This is a genomic window from Pseudomonas sp. PDM10 (assembly GCF_014852295.1).
Taxonomy (GTDB): Bacteria; Pseudomonadota; Gammaproteobacteria; order Pseudomonadales; family Pseudomonadaceae; genus Aquipseudomonas.
This window is the reverse complement of the sequence record NZ_JACVBJ010000006.1, coordinates 36,102-53,877: the sequence shown is the minus strand read 5'-3', so window position 1 is coordinate 53,877 and position 17,776 is coordinate 36,102. Positions and strand designations below refer to the sequence as shown.

Annotated in this window: 15 protein-coding genes, 1 other RNA gene and 4 pseudogenes; 19 read left to right on the top strand and 1 reads right to left on the bottom strand. The window is 57.6% G+C overall.

Annotated features, from left to right (window positions below; genetic code table 11):
* The first annotated feature begins 15 nt into the window (after window positions 1-15).
* From IB252_RS20690 to IB252_RS20650, 9 genes and pseudogenes are all read left to right on the top strand, one after another.
* Window positions 16-1,710 (top strand): lactate permease LctP family transporter, encoded by a 1,695-nt coding sequence (locus IB252_RS20690; protein ID WP_192410111.1) that lies wholly within the window; start codon window positions 16-18, stop codon window positions 1,708-1,710.
* Between the two features lie 152 nt (window positions 1,711-1,862).
* Window positions 1,863-2,687, top strand: a complete 825-nt coding sequence (locus IB252_RS20685; RefSeq protein WP_111450476.1) for a (Fe-S)-binding protein — start codon at window positions 1,863-1,865, stop codon at window positions 2,685-2,687.
* Window positions 2,684-4,138, top strand: coding sequence for a LutB/LldF family L-lactate oxidation iron-sulfur protein (locus IB252_RS20680; protein ID WP_076028708.1), 1,455 nt, complete (start codon window positions 2,684-2,686; stop codon window positions 4,136-4,138). Before IB252_RS20685 ends, IB252_RS20680 begins: the two co-directional genes overlap by 4 nt.
* On the top strand, window positions 4,138-4,809 hold the full coding sequence (locus tag IB252_RS20675) for a LutC/YkgG family protein (RefSeq protein ID WP_192410110.1): 672 nt from the start codon (window positions 4,138-4,140) through the stop codon (window positions 4,807-4,809). Before IB252_RS20680 ends, IB252_RS20675 begins: the two co-directional genes overlap by 1 nt.
* Entirely contained in the window at window positions 4,806-7,646 is a 2,841-nt protein-coding gene (locus tag IB252_RS20670) for an FAD-binding and (Fe-S)-binding domain-containing protein (RefSeq protein ID WP_192410109.1), read from the top strand. The genes IB252_RS20675 and IB252_RS20670 overlap by 4 nt, the downstream gene beginning before the upstream one ends.
* 98 nt (window positions 7,647-7,744) lie before the next feature.
* The gene (locus tag IB252_RS20665) at window positions 7,745-8,017 is read left to right on the top strand and encodes a hypothetical protein (RefSeq protein ID WP_192410108.1); all 273 of its coding nucleotides are present in this window, start codon (window positions 7,745-7,747) and stop codon (window positions 8,015-8,017) included.
* A gap of 316 nt (window positions 8,018-8,333) precedes the next feature.
* Window positions 8,334-8,585 (top strand): hypothetical protein, encoded by a 252-nt coding sequence (locus IB252_RS20660; protein WP_111450480.1) that lies wholly within the window; start codon window positions 8,334-8,336, stop codon window positions 8,583-8,585.
* A gap of 114 nt (window positions 8,586-8,699) precedes the next feature.
* Window positions 8,700-9,093, top strand: a transfer-messenger RNA (tmRNA) gene (gene ssrA / locus IB252_RS20655).
* A gap of 193 nt (window positions 9,094-9,286) precedes the next feature.
* Window positions 9,287-9,541: pseudogene (locus tag IB252_RS20650) on the top strand (Arm DNA-binding domain-containing protein); the annotation flags it as partial.
* Here IB252_RS20650 and IB252_RS30200 read toward each other — a convergent pair.
* A pseudogene (locus IB252_RS30200) lies at window positions 9,539-9,735 on the bottom strand (phage integrase central domain-containing protein); the annotation flags it as partial. The pseudogenes IB252_RS20650 and IB252_RS30200 overlap by 3 nt on opposite strands.
* On the opposite strand from IB252_RS30200, the pseudogene IB252_RS20645 reads away from it, so the two are divergent.
* The 10 genes and pseudogenes from IB252_RS20645 to IB252_RS20605 form a co-directional block, all read left to right on the top strand.
* Window positions 9,735-10,184: pseudogene (locus tag IB252_RS20645) on the top strand (tyrosine-type recombinase/integrase); the annotation flags it as partial. The pseudogenes IB252_RS30200 and IB252_RS20645 sit on opposite strands and share 1 nt — an antisense overlap.
* A 653-nt stretch (window positions 10,185-10,837) precedes the next feature.
* Window positions 10,838-11,245 (top strand): hypothetical protein, encoded by a 408-nt coding sequence (locus tag IB252_RS20640; RefSeq protein ID WP_192410107.1) that lies wholly within the window; start codon window positions 10,838-10,840, stop codon window positions 11,243-11,245.
* Window positions 11,246-11,325: 80 nt separating this feature from the next.
* Window positions 11,326-11,379 (top strand): annotated as a pseudogene (locus IB252_RS30640) (DUF2933 domain-containing protein); the annotation flags it as partial.
* A 36-nt stretch (window positions 11,380-11,415) separates the two neighbouring features.
* On the top strand, window positions 11,416-12,102 hold the full coding sequence (locus tag IB252_RS20635; RefSeq protein WP_225607542.1) for a methyltransferase family protein: 687 nt from the start codon (window positions 11,416-11,418) through the stop codon (window positions 12,100-12,102).
* Window positions 12,099-12,368 carry a DUF5676 family membrane protein gene (locus IB252_RS20630; RefSeq protein WP_192410105.1) on the top strand — a complete coding sequence of 90 codons (270 nt, stop codon included), beginning with the start codon at window positions 12,099-12,101 and terminating at the stop codon, window positions 12,366-12,368. Before IB252_RS20635 ends, IB252_RS20630 begins: the two co-directional genes overlap by 4 nt.
* Before the next feature lie 40 nt (window positions 12,369-12,408).
* Window positions 12,409-14,577 carry a heavy metal translocating P-type ATPase gene (locus IB252_RS20625; protein ID WP_225607532.1) on the top strand — a complete coding sequence of 723 codons (2,169 nt, stop codon included), beginning with the start codon at window positions 12,409-12,411 and terminating at the stop codon, window positions 14,575-14,577.
* Window positions 14,574-14,792 carry a hypothetical protein gene (locus IB252_RS20620; RefSeq protein ID WP_192410104.1) on the top strand — a complete coding sequence of 73 codons (219 nt, stop codon included), beginning with the start codon at window positions 14,574-14,576 and terminating at the stop codon, window positions 14,790-14,792. The genes IB252_RS20625 and IB252_RS20620 overlap by 4 nt, the downstream gene beginning before the upstream one ends.
* 157 nt (window positions 14,793-14,949) lie before the next feature.
* The gene (locus IB252_RS30460; RefSeq protein ID WP_192410103.1) at window positions 14,950-15,279 is read left to right on the top strand and encodes a DUF2933 domain-containing protein; all 330 of its coding nucleotides are present in this window, start codon (window positions 14,950-14,952) and stop codon (window positions 15,277-15,279) included.
* Window positions 15,280-15,360: 81 nt separating this feature from the next.
* Window positions 15,361-16,035 carry a hypothetical protein gene (locus tag IB252_RS20610; RefSeq protein WP_225607531.1) on the top strand — a complete coding sequence of 225 codons (675 nt, stop codon included), beginning with the start codon at window positions 15,361-15,363 and terminating at the stop codon, window positions 16,033-16,035.
* Between the two features lie 148 nt (window positions 16,036-16,183).
* Entirely contained in the window at window positions 16,184-17,590 is a 1,407-nt protein-coding gene (locus IB252_RS20605) for a DUF2252 domain-containing protein (protein WP_111450481.1), read from the top strand.
* Window positions 17,591-17,776 lie beyond the last annotated feature (186 nt).

Sequence of the window (17,776 nt, the reverse complement as noted above, 5' to 3'; positions counted from 1 at the left end):
TAGGGGCCACCCCATATGCAAACCTGGCAACAGCTCTATTCTCCGCTCGGCAGTCTCGGCGTGTCCGCGCTCGCGGCCGTTATCCCCATCGTGTTTTTCTTCCTGGCATTGGCCGTGTTCCGACTCAAAGGACACGTGGCCGGCAGCATCACGCTGGCCTTGTCCATTGCCGTGGCGATCTTCGCCTTCCAGATGCCCGTCGACATGGCCTTCGCCGCCGCCGGCTATGGCTTCGCCTACGGTCTGTGGCCGATTGCCTGGATCATCGTGGCGGCGGTATTCCTCTACAAACTGACGGTCAAGAGTGGTCAGTTCGAAGTGATCCGTAGCTCGGTGCTGTCGATTACCGACGACCAGCGCCTGCAAGTGCTGCTGATCGGCTTCTGCTTCGGCGCCTTCCTGGAAGGTGCCGCCGGTTTCGGTGCGCCGGTCGCGATTACCGCCGCACTGCTGGTAGGACTGGGCTTCAACCCGTTGTACGCCGCGGGTCTGTGCCTGATCGCCAACACCGCACCGGTTGCCTTCGGCGCCCTGGGGATTCCGATCATTGTCGCCGGGCAGGTTACGGGTATCGACGCGTTCAAGATCGGCGCCATGACGGGCCGCCAACTGCCGCTGCTGTCGCTGTTTGTGCCGTTCTGGCTGGTGTTCATGATGGATGGCCTGCGCGGCGTTCGCGAAACCTGGCCCGCAGCACTGGTGGCCGGCTTGAGCTTTGCCATCACCCAATATTTCACGTCGAACTTCATCGGCCCGGAACTGCCGGACATCACCTCGGCCCTGGTCAGCCTGATTTCCCTGACACTGTTCCTGAAAGTCTGGCAACCGAAACGCGCCGCAGGCCAACACATCGTCGGTGCCGTCTCGGCTTCCGTGGTGAGCGCCAGCGCTGGCGGTTTCGGCCTGCCGCGCAGCACCGTGGCTTCGCCCTACAGCTTCGGTGAAATTCTCAAAGCCTGGTCACCGTTCCTGATCCTCACCGTGCTGGTGACCATCTGGACCTTGAAACCCTTCAAGGCGATGTTTGCCGCTGGCGGGTCGATGTACAGCTGGGTGTTCAACTTCGCAATCCCGCACCTGGACCAAATGGTAATCAAGGTCGCACCGATCGTGGCCGCCCCGACCGCTATCCCGGCGGTGTTCAAACTCGACCCGATTTCCGCGACCGGCACAGCGATTTTCTTCTCCGCGCTGATCTCGATGCTGATACTGAAGATCAATGTCAAAACTGGTCTTACCACTTTGAAAGAGACCTTCTACGAGCTGCGCTGGCCGATTCTGTCCATCGGCATGGTGCTCGCCTTTGCCTTCGTCACTAACTACTCGGGCATGTCCTCGACCATGGCGCTGGTTCTGGCAGGCACCGGCGCAGCATTCCCGTTCTTCTCGCCGTTCCTCGGCTGGCTGGGTGTGTTCCTGACCGGTTCCGATACCTCGTCCAACGCACTGTTCAGTTCGCTGCAAGCGACCACTGCGCACCAGATCGGCGTCAACGATGTATTGCTGGTTGCGGCGAACACCAGCGGTGGCGTGACCGGAAAGATGATCTCGCCACAATCGATCGCCGTCGCCTGCGCCGCGACAGGTCTGGTGGGCAAGGAGTCGGATCTGTTCCGTTTCACCCTCAAGCACAGCCTGTTCTTTGCAACGATCGTCGGTTTGATCACCCTGGCTCAGGCCTACTGGTTCACCGGCATGCTGGTGCACTAAGTACTACACGATAAAAAGCAAAAACCGACGCCGGACCACGATTCCGGCGTCAGCTATTCACAACCCGGTCTGTAAGGCTGCTGAAAGCTTGTCTCTCTATATTTCAGCAGCCTCGACAGACGGATAACCGGGACCACCCGGAGACACGCCTGATGAGCGAGCTTTTTTACAACGCTGTGCCGAATGCGACCCGCGTCGCCCCGCCACTGCCCGAGCCTCGGCAATACCCCAGCGAGAAACCGTCACGGGTCTACCTGTTCGGAACCTGCGTGGTGGATTTGTTCTACCCCGAAGCCGGGATGGACGCGATTCACTTGCTGGAACGCGAAGGCATTCGTGTCGAGTATCCGCAGGGGCAAAGCTGCTGCGGACAACCGGCCTACACCTCGGGTTACACCGAGCAGGCGCGGACCGTGGCACGCTCGCAACTGGCGCTGTTTGCCGGGGACTATCCGGTGGTGGTGCCGTCGGGATCGTGTGCCGGAATGTTGCGCGAACACTACGCCGACTTGTTCAAGGACGAGCCGGACACGCTGAAACAGGTTCAGGCGCTGGCTGCCCGGACTTATGAACTGGCCGAGTTTTTGTTGTTTGTCTGCAAGGTGCAGCTCAAGGACAGTGGCGAGCCAGTCAAAGTAGCGTTGCACACGTCGTGCTCGGCACGTCGTGAGATGAACACCCACTTGCATGGCCGCGAGTTGTTGGCGCAGCTGCGTAACGTGGAGCGAGTCGACCACAGCCATGAAAGTGAATGCTGTGGCTTCGGTGGGACTTTCAGCGTCCGTATGCCAGACATTTCCGGCGCGATGGTGGCTGACAAGACCCGGTCGTTGAAGGAATCCGGCGCGCACAAGGTACTGAGTGCCGACTGTGGTTGTCTGATGAACATCAACGGCTCGCTGGAGAAACAGAAGGAAGCGCTACGCGGCCAACATCTGGCCAGTTTTCTTTGGCAGCGAACCGGAGGTGTTCTATGAACGCTTCCGCGATTATTCCTACGGTTGCCGTGGAAGAAGATTTTCGCATCCGCGCTCACAAGGCGTTGGATGACAAGCAACTGCGAAACAACTTTCGCACAGCGATGGATTCGCTGATGACAAAACGGGCAGCGTCCTTCAGCGATGCCCACGAAAGAGAACATTTGCGAGCGCTGGGCAATGCTGTCCGTGCCCGTGCGTTATCCAAGTTGCCCGACCTGCTCGAGCAGCTTGAACAGAACCTGACCCGCAACGGTGTGACAGTGCACTGGGCGGAAACGGTGGACGAAGCCAATGGCATCGTCCTCTCGATCATCCGCGCTCACGAGGGGCGGCAAGTGATCAAGGGCAAATCGATGGTCAGCGAAGAGATGGAAATGAATCACTTCCTCGCTGAACAGGGCATTGAATGCCTGGAATCGGACATGGGCGAGTACATCGTCCAGCTCGACCACGAGAAGCCTTCACACATTATTATGCCGGCGATCCACAAGAATGCCGGTCAGGTCGCGTCCTTGTTCCACGACAAACTTGGCGTGGAATACACCAAGGACGTTGACCAACTCATTCAGATCGGTCGCAAGGTCTTGCGGCAGAAATTCTTCGAAGCGGACATCGGCGTCTCTGGCGTCAACTTCGCCGTGGCCGAAACCGGCACCTTGCTGCTGGTGGAAAACGAAGGCAACGGGCGCATGACCACCACCGTGCCACCGGTGCATATCGCCGTCACCGGCATCGAAAAAGTCGTGGAAAACCTGCGCGATGTGGTGCCGCTGCTGTCACTGCTGACCCGCTCAGCCCTCGGCCAGCCGATCACCACCTACGTCAACATGATCTCCGGCCCGCGTAAGGAACATGAACTCGACGGCCCTCAGGAAGTGCACCTGGTATTGCTCGACAATGGTCGCAGCCAGGCCTTCGCCGACAGCGAATTGCGCCAGACCCTGAACTGCATCCGCTGTGGCGCCTGTATGAATCATTGCCCGGTCTACACCCGAATCGGCGGCCACGCCTATGGGGAGGTTTACCCTGGGCCTATCGGAAAAATCATCACCCCGCACATGGTCGGCCTGGCGAAAGTCCCGGACCACCCGAGTGCCTCGTCGCTGTGTGGCGCCTGCGGTGAAGTCTGTCCGGTAAAAATTCCGATCCCGGCGTTGCTGCGTCGCCTACGGGAAGAGAACGTCAAAGCCCCGGACAGCCCTCATCAAGTGATGCGCGGCCAGGGCAGCAAGTACTCGCGCAAAGAACGGTTTATCTGGAATGCCTGGGCGAAGCTCAACAGCTCACCCACGCTTTATCGACTGTTCGGCTTCTTCGCCACTCGATTGCGAGCACTGGCACCCAGTAACGTCGGTCCCTGGACGCAAAACCACAGCGCACCGAAACCCGCTGCCCGCTCACTGCATGACATGGCCCGTGAGCATTTGGCCAAACAGGGAGATCGCTGATGAGCGCCAAGCAAAATATCCTCGCCAAGTTGCGGAACAGTCTCGCGGGGACCACACCAGTGCCTGACGAATTCGACATCGAACTGGTGACAGCGCCCTACACCTACACGGCCGAGCAACGCATCCCACAGCTGCGCAAACTGATGGAAGCGGTGCACACCGAAATCCACCTGACGTCCGGCGAAGGCTGGCCTTCGTTGCTTGCTCGGTTGTTACGGGACCGTCAATTGCCGAGTTTATTGATTGCACCGACTACACCTCACGGGCAACGCGTCACTCAGCACTGGGCGAAAAATCCTGATCTGCCAACGCTCAAGTCCTACGACCGTCCGGTTGAAGAGTGGAAGACCGAATTGTTCAACGACACGCCGGCCAGCCTGACCGGCACCCTCGGCGCAATCGCCGCCACAGGTAGCCTGATTCTCTGGCCGACGCGGGAAGAACCGCGCCTGATGAGCCTGGTGCCGCCCGTGCATTTCGCCCTGCTCAAGGCCAGTGAAATCCGCGACAACTTCTATCAAGTGCAGCAGGAATTCGAGTGGGCCCAAGGCATGCCGACCAACGCCCTGCTGGTGTCCGGTCCGTCAAAAACCGCTGACATCGAGCAGGTCCTGGCCTACGGCGCTCACGGACCGAAAGACCTCGTGGTCATGATCCTGGAGGACCAATGAATCTACCCGCGGCTTTCCTGCGAGATGCGCAGCAACTGATTCCCCTGGAGCGACGTTTCGACGATCCGTTGTCGACGTTGGCCTTTGGCACTGACGCCAGTTTCTACCGGTTGATTCCAAAACTGGTGATTCGTGTCGAGTCGGAAGATGAGGTCGTGGCGCTGCTCAAATTCGCGCAACGGGATCAAGTTCCGGTGACCTTCCGCGCCGCCGGCACCAGCCTGTCCGGCCAGGCCATCAGCGACTCGGTGTTGATCGTGCTGGGGGATAACTGGAACGGTCGCGAGATTCGCGGGCAAGGTACGCAAATCCGCCTGCAACCGGGGGTGATCGGCGCACAGGCCAACGCGTGGCTGGCGCCGTTCGGGCGCAAGATCGGCCCGGACCCGGCGTCGATCAATGCCTGTAAAATCGGCGGCATCGTCGCCAACAATGCCAGCGGCATGTGCTGCGGCACGGCGCAAAACACCTATCACACGTTGGCTGGCATTCGTCTGGTGCTGGCCGACGGCAGCCGTCTCGATACTGAAGATGCGGCGAGTGTTGCGGCGTTTCGTGAGAGCCACGCGTCACTGCTTGAACGCTTGGCAACATTGGGCCGCGAAACCCGCGCCAATGCCGAACTGGCGGCGAGAATTCGCCACAAATACCGTCTGAAAAATACCACCGGGCTGTCACTCAATGCGCTGGTGGATTTCGACGAGCCTGTGGATATCTTGAGCCACTTGCTGGTGGGCTCCGAAGGCACCCTCGGCTTCATCAGCGCGGTGACTTACGACACGGTGATCGACCACCCGAACAAGGCCTCAGCGCTGATCGTGTTTCCGGATGTGGAAACCTGCTGCAACGCCGTGACTGTGCTGAAAAGCCAACCGGTGTCGGCCGTGGAACTGCTAGACCGACGCAGTCTGCGTTCGGTGCAGGACAAACCCGGCATGCCCGTTTTCGTACAACAACTGTCGAACAATGCCTGCGCGCTGCTGATCGAATCCCGCGCCGCATCGTCCACGTTGCTACAGGAACAACTGGCGCACATCATGGCGTCGTTGACTTCTTTCCCGGTGGAAAAACAAGTCGACTTCACCGAAGACCCGGTGGAAAACGCCCGGCTCTGGGCGATCCGCAAAGACACCTTCCCCGCTGTCGGCGCCGTGCGCAAAACCGGCACCACGGTGATCATCGAAGACGTGACGTTCCCGGTTGAACAACTGGCCATCGGCGTAAACCGCCTGATCGAGCTGTTCGACAAACATCACTACGACGAAGCGATCCTTTTCGGACACGCGCTGGAAGGCAATCTGCACTTCGTCTTCACCCAAGGCTTCAACAACCCGGCAGAAGTCGCACGCTATCAGGCGTTCATGGACGACGTGGCGCAACTGGTAGCCGTGGAGTTCGGCGGCTCGCTGAAAGCTGAACACGGCACCGGGCGCAACATGGCACCCTTTGTCGAACTGGAATGGGGCAGCGATGCCTACCAGTTGATGTGGCAGCTTAAACGCCTGCTCGACCCCAACGGTATTCTCAACCCGGACGTGGTGCTCAGCGAGGATCCGCAGATCCACCTCAAGCACCTGAAGCCGTTGCCGGCCGCCGATGAGATTGTGGATAAGTGCATCGAGTGCGGTTTCTGTGAACCGGTCTGCCCGTCGAAAGGACTGACCCTGAGCCCGCGCCAGCGCATCGTGATCTGGCGTGATATTCAAGCGAAGAAACGCGCTGGCGTGGACACCACCGAACTCGAAGCCGCTTACGAATACCAAGGCATCGACACCTGCGCCGCCACCGGCCTCTGCGCGCAACGTTGCCCTGTAGGAATCAACACCGGCGAGCTGGTGAAAAAGCTCCGTAGTCGGCAGGCAACTCATACGAAAACGGCCAATTGGCTGGAAGGTAATTTCGCCACTGCGCTGCAAGGCGCGCGTTTCACCCTGCACGTGGCCAATGGCGCGCGGATGCTGTTGGGGGCTCCACGCTTGGCAAAACTGTCGGCGACGTTGACGCGCCTATCCAAAGGTCAGGTTCCGCAATGGACCAATGCCATGCCGCAACCGGAAAAAGCCATTCGTTTCAGCCCGATCGTGTCGGACGATCGCCCTCGAGTGGTGTATCTCGCGGCGTGTGTGTCGCGGGCAATGGGCCCGGCGGCGGGTGATAAAGAGCAAATGTCGCTGTACGACAAAACCCGTGGGCTGCTGGAAAAGGCCGGTTACCAAGTGGTATTTCCGGACAACCTGGACAACCTCTGCTGCGGTCAACCGTTCGCCTCCAAAGGTTACGCCAAACAGGCCGAACACAAACGCCAGGAGCTGATCGGCGCCTTGCTGCATGCCAGTCGCGGCGGGCTCGACCCGATCTACTGCGACACCAGTCCGTGTACGTTACGGCTGGTTCAGGACTTGGGCGATGTGCGCCTGGACCTGTACGACCCGGTGCGCTTCATCCGTACGCACTTGATGGATCGCCTCGATTTCACACCGCAGGAAGCCCCGATTGCGGTGCACGTCACTTGCAGCACGCAGCACCTTGGCGAAAGTCAGGCGCTGATTGATCTGGCGCGTAAATGCAGCAAAAACGTGGTCATTCCCGAAGGCATTCACTGCTGCGGTTTTGCGGGGGATAAGGGCTTTACTACGCCGGAACTGAACGCACATTCGTTGCGCACGCTCAAGAATGCGGTGCAGCAGTGCAGCGAGGGGATTTCGACCAGCCGCACCTGTGAAATCGGTCTGACGCAGCACGGCGGAATTGATTACCACGGGCTAGTCTATTTGGTGGATCGGGTAACGCAGGCGAGGGTCTTGCAAGATAAACAGAACCCTGATGCGCTGCCATAGTCCACAGAATAAGCCCGGACGTTACCGGGCTTTACCCCAACTCGGCAGCCCGTCCTGACGGCCAGCGCAGCCTGGCCTCTCAGTTCAAGGAGGTACACATGAAACGTTCTGTACTGTTAGGTCTGTTCGTTACTGTCTCGCTGATGGCGCCCACCTCGTTTGCCGCTGACGACCTCTGTACGGTCAACCTGAAAACCATCGAAAATGCCAAGGCACAGACTCCTCCGGAGATGGCTGATCAGGTAATGGAAAGCGTCACGAAAGCCAAAGCCGATCAGGCAAAAGGCACCAAGGAAGGGACTGACGACTGCATCGCCGAGACCGAACAAACTATCCAGCAACTCAAGAACGCGAACAAAGGCGGGAAGTAACCCAGCATAAGGCCAACCTTCGGGTTGGCCATCTGGGCCTTGTTGACGTATACCGCGCACGCTTGTTGCTCATCAGGATTCAAAGAGCAACAGGCTGGCGGCTGTACAGTTAAGCCATAACGCGATCTGTAGCAGCTGGCGAAATTGCTCATTGCTTCTGACAAACAGTTTTTTCATAGCCTTTCTCTAAAAACCGAATTCCTGCGCAGCGCCGTGGTCTTTTAAGTAGGCCTCATCCATCGTGGCTTGTTTTTCGACTCGGCCGAACCGCCCGCTCATACGGCAGCACCGAGACCATCAGTACTAGGAGATATCCATGAAACGTACCGCACTCGCTGGTTTGTTCATGTCTGCTGCAATGTTGGCCTCTCCCGTGTTTGCAGCGGACAACGACCTTTGTACGAGCAAGCTGCAGGAGCTCGAAGCCAAAGTGAATGCGCTACCAGCGACCTCCACCAACGCACCGGAGATCAAAAGACTGCTGGCCAGCGCCAAAACTTCAAAAGCCGCCGGGGACGACAAGAAATGCGCCACCGAGGCCATCCAGGCATTGGCGCTGACAAACTGAGCAACGAACCCAACCCATGATCACTCGTGGCCACCTTCGGGTTGGCCTTCTGACGTGTGTTGGCGTACACTGCGCAGGCTTGTTGCTCACTTTGATTCACAGAGCAACAGGCTCGGGGCCGTTTAGGATTCGACGCCGGTTGCGAAACTTTAGGTGCATGCCGAGTTGGTAACAGAACTCGTAAATCCACTGTTGCAACTTTCTATAGTTGCCAATGACGAAACCTACGGGGAATACGCTCTCGCTGCGTAAGCAGCCTTAGCCCTTCCCTTCTGGTACCTTCGGGTCCAGCAATCATCAGGGGATGTCTGTAAACCCAAAGTGATTGTCATATAGAACAGAATCGCCGTGCAGTACGTTGTGGACGAAGCGGCTAAAACTTACACAACTCGCCCAAAGCACCCTGCCCGTCGGGTCGCTGAGGGTTAACTTAATAGACACGGCTACGCATGTAGTACCGACAGCGGAGTACTGGCGGACGGGGGTTCAAATCCCCCCGGCTCCACCACTTCATCATCTAAAGACGTCCACGGACGTCTTTTTTTGTGCCTGAAATCCAGTAAACACAAGGCCTTCAGCGCTGCCAGGGTCGGGGTCCTTAGAGGCTTTTTTGAATTCCTGCGCTTTTTGTATTCCAAATGGTATTCCAAGGCATCCGGTGCTTTTTTTGGGATACCAAAACGGTGTTAGAGGTAGCTCTCATGCCTGCTCCAGCCCTCCGCCTTTCAGGCCGCCAGCTCAAGGCAGTCAAAGCTAAAGCCAACGATTATGTCCTCAGCGATGGTGACGGCCTCCAGCTCCGGGTCAGGAGCACCGGCTCAATGCTGTGGAACTTCAACTACCGCGATCCGATAACCAAGAACCGTATCAACATGGGACTGGGCACTTATCCAGAGCTCTCGTTGGCGAACGCTCGAAAGAAAGTCGTTGAGGCACGTGAGCTACTTGCACAAGGAAATTTTCGAAAGCGGCGTTGTTTTCAGGTCCGGAAATACAGTGTGAGCGACCACCAAATGTCCTCGGCGTACGCTGGGGTGACGGAGTCCTCCTTCAGCTCAAACCAAGCGGTAGCGACGCTCTCGAATGTGTGTTCTGTCTCCGCTCGTTTGGCTTCGTTCTGAATGTTGCGTTGCACCTTGGGATCTATCGCTATCACCTGATGAGCTTCCGGAGCCCATCCTGGAAATTGCCAACGCCGCAACCAAAAGAACGACCCGCTGCCTGATCGAATGGCAGTTGCACACCATGACCCGTCCTGCCGAAGCGCTTACCACCCGATGGGTAGACATCGACTTCGACAGACGTATCTGGACCATCCTCCCTCCCCCCCCGGAGCGCATGAAAAAGCGGCGCCCGCATACCGTCCCATTGTCTGAACAGGCACTTGCGCTGCTGGAGGCACACAAGTCCCACAGCGGCCACAGGGAGTACGTGTTTCCGGCGGACAGAAATCCACGCACCCACGCCAACAGCGAGACTGCCAACATAGCGTTGAAACGTATGGGTTTCCAAGACCGCTTGGTCAGCCACGGCATGCGCTCCATGGCCAGCACCATCCTGAATGAGCATGGCTGGGATCCGGAACTGATCGAGGCTGCTGAGCATGAAGTCTCCGTTCACCACCGATTCAAGGCGAGCCTCGACCTAGATCATCGAACCATCCATTAGTTTGATTTTGATCAACCTCTCCTTTGCTTTGCTAGCTAGACTGAAAATCAATACGACGTAATAAGTCGAGGGTTGTACTTCATGTACTGGTTCCGCCGTCACCACCAAAGCCTATTACACCTCATCCTTGTGGGATGGGTGCTAGCTGTGGCCGTGATGGCAATCCAGGGTTGTTTGGTGCAACCGAATCACAATATAGCCGCGCCACACAATGCTGAGCTGCATGTAGTGGATGGTCATGCTCTCCACACCAGTGGTTGCCTTCAAAACTGTGAGGACACTGCCACGGCGATAAAACCTGCAGCGCAGATTCCTGCGTTGGATCCTATCTATTGGGCCGTCCTTTTACTGTTAACTGCGGCAGTAATAATGATGGTGTTTGACCCTGAGGAAAAATCCTCCTTCGCCACTCTTGTGCTTAAGCGCTCCGCACCGCCGCAAGTCCCAGCCCGCCTGACTTTCGTCCGTTTCAACGATTAACCCCCTGCCTCAGAGTGGCAGAGCACTGATTGCTCTGTCCTGCTGCGTCGCTTTTTCGCGGCTCGGTTATTCCTGCTTACCTCTCACAATCTCAGGAGTTCACCATGCAAATGCACTCTAAATTTGTTCTAGCTGCCATCTTGGCTAGCAGCGCACTCATTGCCTCTGCCGAGGACACGCATCACCCAGCCGACGCACCCGTTGACTCAGCCGAGAACACAGCCCCCGCATCGACCGCCATGACAAAAGCCATGACCGAGCAAATGCAGAAAATGCAGGCAGCACATGACAAAGCGGCAGCGGCTAAAACGCCTGTTGAACGCCAGGCCGCCATGCAAGAAGGCATGAAAGTGATGAAGGACAGCATAGCCATGATGAGCAAGGAGCAGAGTGCAATGGGTTGTATGGGCATGTCTGGCGCTAAGGACGGAACAGGCAAAGGCATGATGGACATGATGATGCAGATGATGGAGCAGCAGTCGTCCATGATGGAAACGCCAATGAAAAAGTAAATGTGCAGCAGCGCTGCTGCACATATGACTCTGGTGCTGGGTGGGTCAACGTAAATCGCACCCATCTGTGTTGAGCCTGCCCACTTATGCACCTGTTTATGCACCATGACCACGGCGACCATCAGCAAAAGGCGAACAGCAAACACACGCGGCAAAGAGGGGTACCTACCATGAACCATACTGAATCGGCCTACGGTCTCTGGTCGCTGGTCATCATCAACTCACTGGTGTTTATCTTGTTCGCCTTCAGCTTCGCCCAGCCGAAGACGAGTCGCGATTGGCGCTCCTTCGGTATGTTCTCGGCGTTTCTGGTGGCTCTGTTTACCGAGATGTACGGTTTCCCGCTGACGATCTACCTGTTGATGCCCTGGCTCACTCGCAACTTCCCTGGCATCGACTTCCTCTCGCACGATGCAGGGCATTTGCTCGAAACCGTTCTGGGCTGGAAGGTCAACCCGCACTGGGGGCCATTTCACATTATCAGCAACTTGCTGGTCGCTGGCGGCTTCTGGTTATTGGCGGCCGCGTGGCGCGTACTCTACAAGGCCCAAAGTACTGGGCAACTAGCGCTCGACGGGCCTTATGCGCGGATCCGTCACCCGCAGTACGTTGGCTTCGTGCTGATCATGTTTGGCTTTTTATTGCAGTGGCCGACATTGATTACCCTGGTGATGTTTCCAATCCTCCTGTTCGTCTACGCCAAGCTCGCGAAGCGGGAAGAACGGGAGATGCTTGCGCACTTCGGCGATGCCTACCGCACTTACTGTGAACTGACGCCGGCGTTCCTGCCCTGGTCACCCCCCCGCAGTCCCGACATCCCTACTGACGCGCCTCCCAGTTCAGGAAAACAATCATGAACGCGCCCTGGAAAACCGGCATTGCTCTGGCCCTGACCATGGCTATTTCCTACACGGTCTGTGCGCTGCTCTATGCGCTATGGCCGGCGCAAGGTATCGCTTTTCTCAACGCCTTGTTCCATGGACTCGACTTCGGTCGTCTTCAAGCCCCGCAAGACTATGGGTTAACGGCTTTCGTCTGGCCACTGCTGGTCTTGACCGTATGGGGCGCGATAGTCGGCACCTTGTTTGCCTGGTTGTTCGGCAAGCTCCATGGCAAGTCTTGATAGCCGCTTCAGGCAGGAGACAGTGATGAACGAATCACACATGCAGCACAGCCAGCACCAGCCGGCGTTTGCATCAGGGAACATGGCGAAAGATCCGATCTGCGGAATGATGGTCGATAAGACCACAGCGTTGTCACGGGAACGTGGCGGACGCAGCTATTACTTTTGCAGCGATACCTGCCTGCGCACCTTCGAGTCGCCAGAAAGAGAACTGAAGGCGATGAAAACCCGCGTGACTATCGCCCTCACCGGTGTACTGGCCCTGGCGCTTTTGCGTGCGGGCGCTTTCATCGCGCTCGCCGCCGGCGCCACGCTACTGACTTGGGTGCCGATCCCTGCGCTCCCTTGGTTTACCTGGGGGATATGGCTTTTCCTGTTGGTCACTCCGGTGCAGTTCATCGGTGGCTGGAGTTTCTACAAGGGGACGTGGAACGCCATTCGCACCCGTAACATCAACATGGATTTCCTGATCGCCCTCGGCACGTCGGTCGCCTATTTCTACAGTGTCGCGGTGCTGTTCTTCCCGGACGTCCTGCCGGTGAAGGTGGCCGAGCGCGACGTCTATTTCGAAGTGTCGGCGGTCATCATTGCCTTCGTACTGCTGGGTAGGTACATGGAGGAGATCATCAAGAAAAAGTCCTCCGCCGCGGTACGGCGCTTACTCGATCTCAAACCGGCGATCGCGCATGTGATTCGTGATGGGCGAGAAGTCGACTTGCCCGCTGAAAGCGTCATGGCCGGCGAGTTGCTGGTAGTCAAGCCTGGCGAAAAAATCCCTACCGATGGCGATGTCAGTGAGGGTCAGTCAACGGTAGATGAGTCCATGCTGACCGGCGAGTCGATGCCGGTCGACAAACACCCGGGCAGTCCGGTGATTGGAGGTACGCTCAATGGCAGTGGTGTGCTCACTTTCAAGGCGAGCAGGATCGGTGCCGATACCGCACTGGCGCAGATCATCAAGATGGTCGAGGAGGCACAGAGCAGCACCGCGCAGATCCAGCGCTTGGCCGATCAGGTCACTGGCTATTTTGTGCCTGCGGTGGTGGCCGTCGCGCTGTTGGCGCTGGTCGGCTGGTCTCTTGCGGGGAATTTCCCGCAGGGGCTGTTGGCCTTTATCGCCGTTCTGATCATTTCCTGTCCCTGCGCACTCGGCGTGGCGACGCCCGCCGCGTTAATGGTCGGTGTTGGCAAGGGGGCTGATAACGGCATCCTTATCCGGGGCGGCGAAGTTCTGGAGCGGGCAGAAAAATTGAGTACGGTGGTGTTCGACAAAACCGGCACCATTACCCGAGGCGAACCCAATGTAACCGACGTGATTTCGTTCGGCACAGCGTCGGAAAACGAGGTCTTGAAGCTCGCTGCCGCCGTGGAGTCCGGTTCAGAACATCCGCTTGGAGCAGCGATAGTGCGCGCCGCCCGGCATCGCGACATCAGCCTGCCGAAAGCGACCGGCATCAATGGGATCGCCGGTCACGGCATCGAAGGCAATATCGACAGTCGAAAAATCTGGCTGGGCAATCGGCGTTTATTCGCCCGCCAAGGCATTGCGACTGAGGCGGCCGAGGAGCACCTCATCCGCCTGGAAGCCGATGGCAAGACCGCCATGCTGGTCGGTGTCGACGACCGTTTGGTTGGGGTGATTGCTGTGGCCGACATCATTAAACCCGAAGCGGCTGAAGCTGTTGCGGCATTGCAGGCAAGCGGCATCAAGGTCGTGCTTCTGAGCGGTGACAACCACCGTACTGCCGAAGCAGTCGCGCGACAGGTCGGCATTGAGCGAGTGATTGCCGAGGTCTTGCCGGACGACAAGGTCGCAGTGATCCGTCAATTGCAAAGCGAAGGGCAGGTCGTGGCCATGGTTGGTGATGGAGTCAATGATGCCCCTGCCCTGGCCACCGCTGACATTGGTATCGCCATTGGCTCGGGTTCCGATGTAGCGAAGGAAACCGGCGGCATTATCCTGCTCAAGAACGATGTCCGCGACGTGGTCAACGCGATCAAGCTGTCGCGCGCAACCATGGTCAAGATCAAACAAAACCTGTTCTGGGCATTCATCTACAACAGTATCGGCATTCCAATCGCGGCCTTTGGACTGCTAAATCCCATCATCGCTGCCGCCGCTATGGCACTCAGCTCCCTATCGGTAATCGCCAACTCCGCGCTGCTGAAGCGTGCCCGCATTGGCTTGAGTCAGGAGGCTAAATCATGAACCGCGAAGTTTTAATTATCTGTCTTCTGGTGAGCATCATGGGCATTGCAACGGTGGTTTACCTGTTAGGGCTGACCGGCAAATCGTTCGCCATAGCAGCGATTTTCCTGCTGTGCCCGGTCTTGGTCGGGGTGCAACTTTTTCGCGGCGTGCGCCAATTTGATAAGGACATGGCCGAGGCTAATCGGCAACTGAAAAGGAAGAATCTGCCTTGATACTTTATGCGACTCACCGCCCTAAATATCCAACGCATTGGACACGTAAACCGATGCTCTGGCTCGCTATGCTCACACCTACGATAGCGCTTCAGCAAAATTGGAAGTGGCCTTGCGTCATGGCCGTCTCTCCCGTCGCCCTCCAAGGAGTGTCATCATGAATCAACATAACTTGCCCCAGCACCGCGCGAGGGGAACTAACTGGTACTTTTTAGGCTTCCTGGCCATCGCTGGTTATTTCCTGTTCACCGAGCACAGGGCTCACGTTCTTCCGTATCTGCCATTCCTGCTACTACTGGCCTGTCCACTGATGCATTTTTTCATGCACCGTGGGCATGGGCATGGGCATGGCGGACATGAGCATGGTGAAAGTGCTGAGCATGACAGTTGCTGTAGCCATCAGCACACCAGCACTCGCAATAGCCAGGAGCATGAGCACGAGCACGAGCACGAGCACGATGGTCTACCCGATAACAAGACGAAGTAACCCGATCGTCCACATTTGATCCGTTGACAGGCAATCTCCATTCATAGCTGAGACGTATGGATCGCAGCCGTCCTGGTCGCCATGGTTTCTGTGCCTGTACACGCAGCCACCGAAATCGCTCCTCATGTCGAGCAGGTCACCTTCAACAAGGGCTCCGACACCGTCAAGTTCGCCCGTTCCATCAAAGGCCCGCTCACCGCGCAGTACCGTCTAAACGCCAAGGCCGGTCAAATGATGACCGTGGACTTTAAGTCTTCCAACACCTCCGCCTACTTCAACATCACCGCAAAAGGTGCGGACTACGCGTTGTTTAACGGATCGATCATGGGCAATCACTTTCTGGGACTATTGCCCGCCGATGGCGAATACACGGTTCAGGTATACCTGATGCGCAACGCCGCTCGGCGCAATGAGGTGGCCAACTACAGCCTTTCATTAAGCCTGAGCTCGGGTGATGCGACGGACAGCAACCAGCCGTTCGACCAGACACTTGAATTGCAGGGCATTGGCTTTTACGTGACGAGCGTGTCGGTCGATGGAACTCGCGTTCTACGCATCGCACCCCAAGGTCTGGAAATCGATCACTCAGAGATCGTACGCTCCCTCACCGGCACCATCGTCCGAGCCGAGGTCGCCGACGACATTATTCGCAATGCCAAATCGGAACAGAAAAAGCGTGTCTACAGCGAAGTACTGACTGAAGCTACCAAGCAGCAGATCCTTGTGATGATGGAAGCTGAAGCAAAACAAGCATAAACCTCCTTAATAAAAAGGCACCTGACGAGACTATCGCAGATGCCTTTTTTTGTTCCCACGATCAAAGCCAAAACTCTTCGGATGAAGACCCGAAGCCCTTCTACACTCATCTCTCACGCGTACGAAAACACTCATCAAACGAGCCCACATGACCAACCTCAACGACCGCTTGAAGCAAGGCAAGGATGCTCGCAAGAACTGCTCCCGCAGTTCGCAGGCGGCCATGGGGAAAATAAATCGCGACCCGCTGCCGCTGATCAAAACGTCCAGTGAAGGCCGCATCAAGTCGCTGGTCGAGGTGCGCTACGGCCGCATGCTGGTCTCGCCGTTCACCTTCTATCGCGGCAACGCGCTGTTGCAAGCCCACGACTTGGCCGCAACATCCAACATGGGGCTGGTATCGCCCATCTGCGGCGACAGTCACCTGATGAACTTCGGCGGTTTTGCAACGCCGGAACGCAATCTGCTGTTCAGCGTCAACGATTTCGACGAAGCCCATCCCGGCCCTTGGGAGTGGGACTTGAAACGGCTGGTGGCCAGTTTCGTGGTGGCAGCGCGCGACCTGCGCCATGGCGACACGGTCGAAGAAACGGTCTGCCGCCAGGTGGTCGGCGCCTACCAGCAGACCATGCTCGAATGCGCCGAACAAAGCGCCATGGAAACCTGGTACGAGTCCATCAGTTACCGCGATCTGCGGCAGCAGGCGAGCAAAGCGACCCTGGAGCATGTAGAGCGCGCCATCGAGAAAGCTGAACGGCGTACCCATGCTGAACTGCTGCCAAAAATCAGTGACCGTGACGCACAGGGCCGTCTGATCATTCGCGATGACCTGCCGGAAATTTTCCATTTACACGAAAACACCACGCTGCTGGATGCCGACGACGACTGGCTGCGCCTGTCGGACTGGCGTGCGCTTTACGACGCATTCATGCGCGACTATCCCGGCACGCTGCAAGCCGACCGCCGCGAGCTGCTGTCGCGTTTTCACGTTCAGGACATGGCGTTCAAAGTGGTCGGTGTGGGCAGCGTCGGGACTCGATGCCTGGTGGCGCTGCTGACCGATGATCAGGAGTTCCCGCTGTTCCTGCAGTTCAAGGAGGCACGTCGTTCGGTGCTTGCCGATTATGTGAAGACAAAATCGCGGGTGCGGCATAACGGTCAGCGCGTGGTCGATGGTCAACGGTTGATGCAATCGGCCAGCGACCTGTTCCTCGGCTGGACCACCGGCCCCAGCGGTCGACACTTCTATGTTCGCCAATTGCGCGATATGAAAGTCTCGGCGGAACTCGAGACGTTCGACGCTGAAACCTTCGCCGCCTACGGTCGCATTTGTGGTCGCGCGTTGGCCCGCGCCCACGCCAAATCGTCGGGAAACGCCGCACACATCAGCGGCTACATCGGCAAAAGCGATGCGCTGGCCGACGCGCTGTTCAAGTATGCGCAAAGCTACACCGCACAGAATGAGCGCGACTTCGAACGATTCCAGCAGGCCTGCCGCAAGGGCCGTTTGCGGGCGCGCTCGGAAGCGGACTTTGCGGCGGATCATTTGCCGTAGGCGTGTCTCACGGGTGTGAAGCGGCGGGCACTCATCGACATGAATTTTTCTTCACCCCACGACCTTCCACCAACGGGTACATTGCGCTCGCTCATTCAAGAAACTATGGTTTGCCCGCCCTCCCGCGGGCTTTTTTTTGCCTGCTGTTTTGTTTTCAGTGGGTTCAAAACGGTATCTACGGGCACT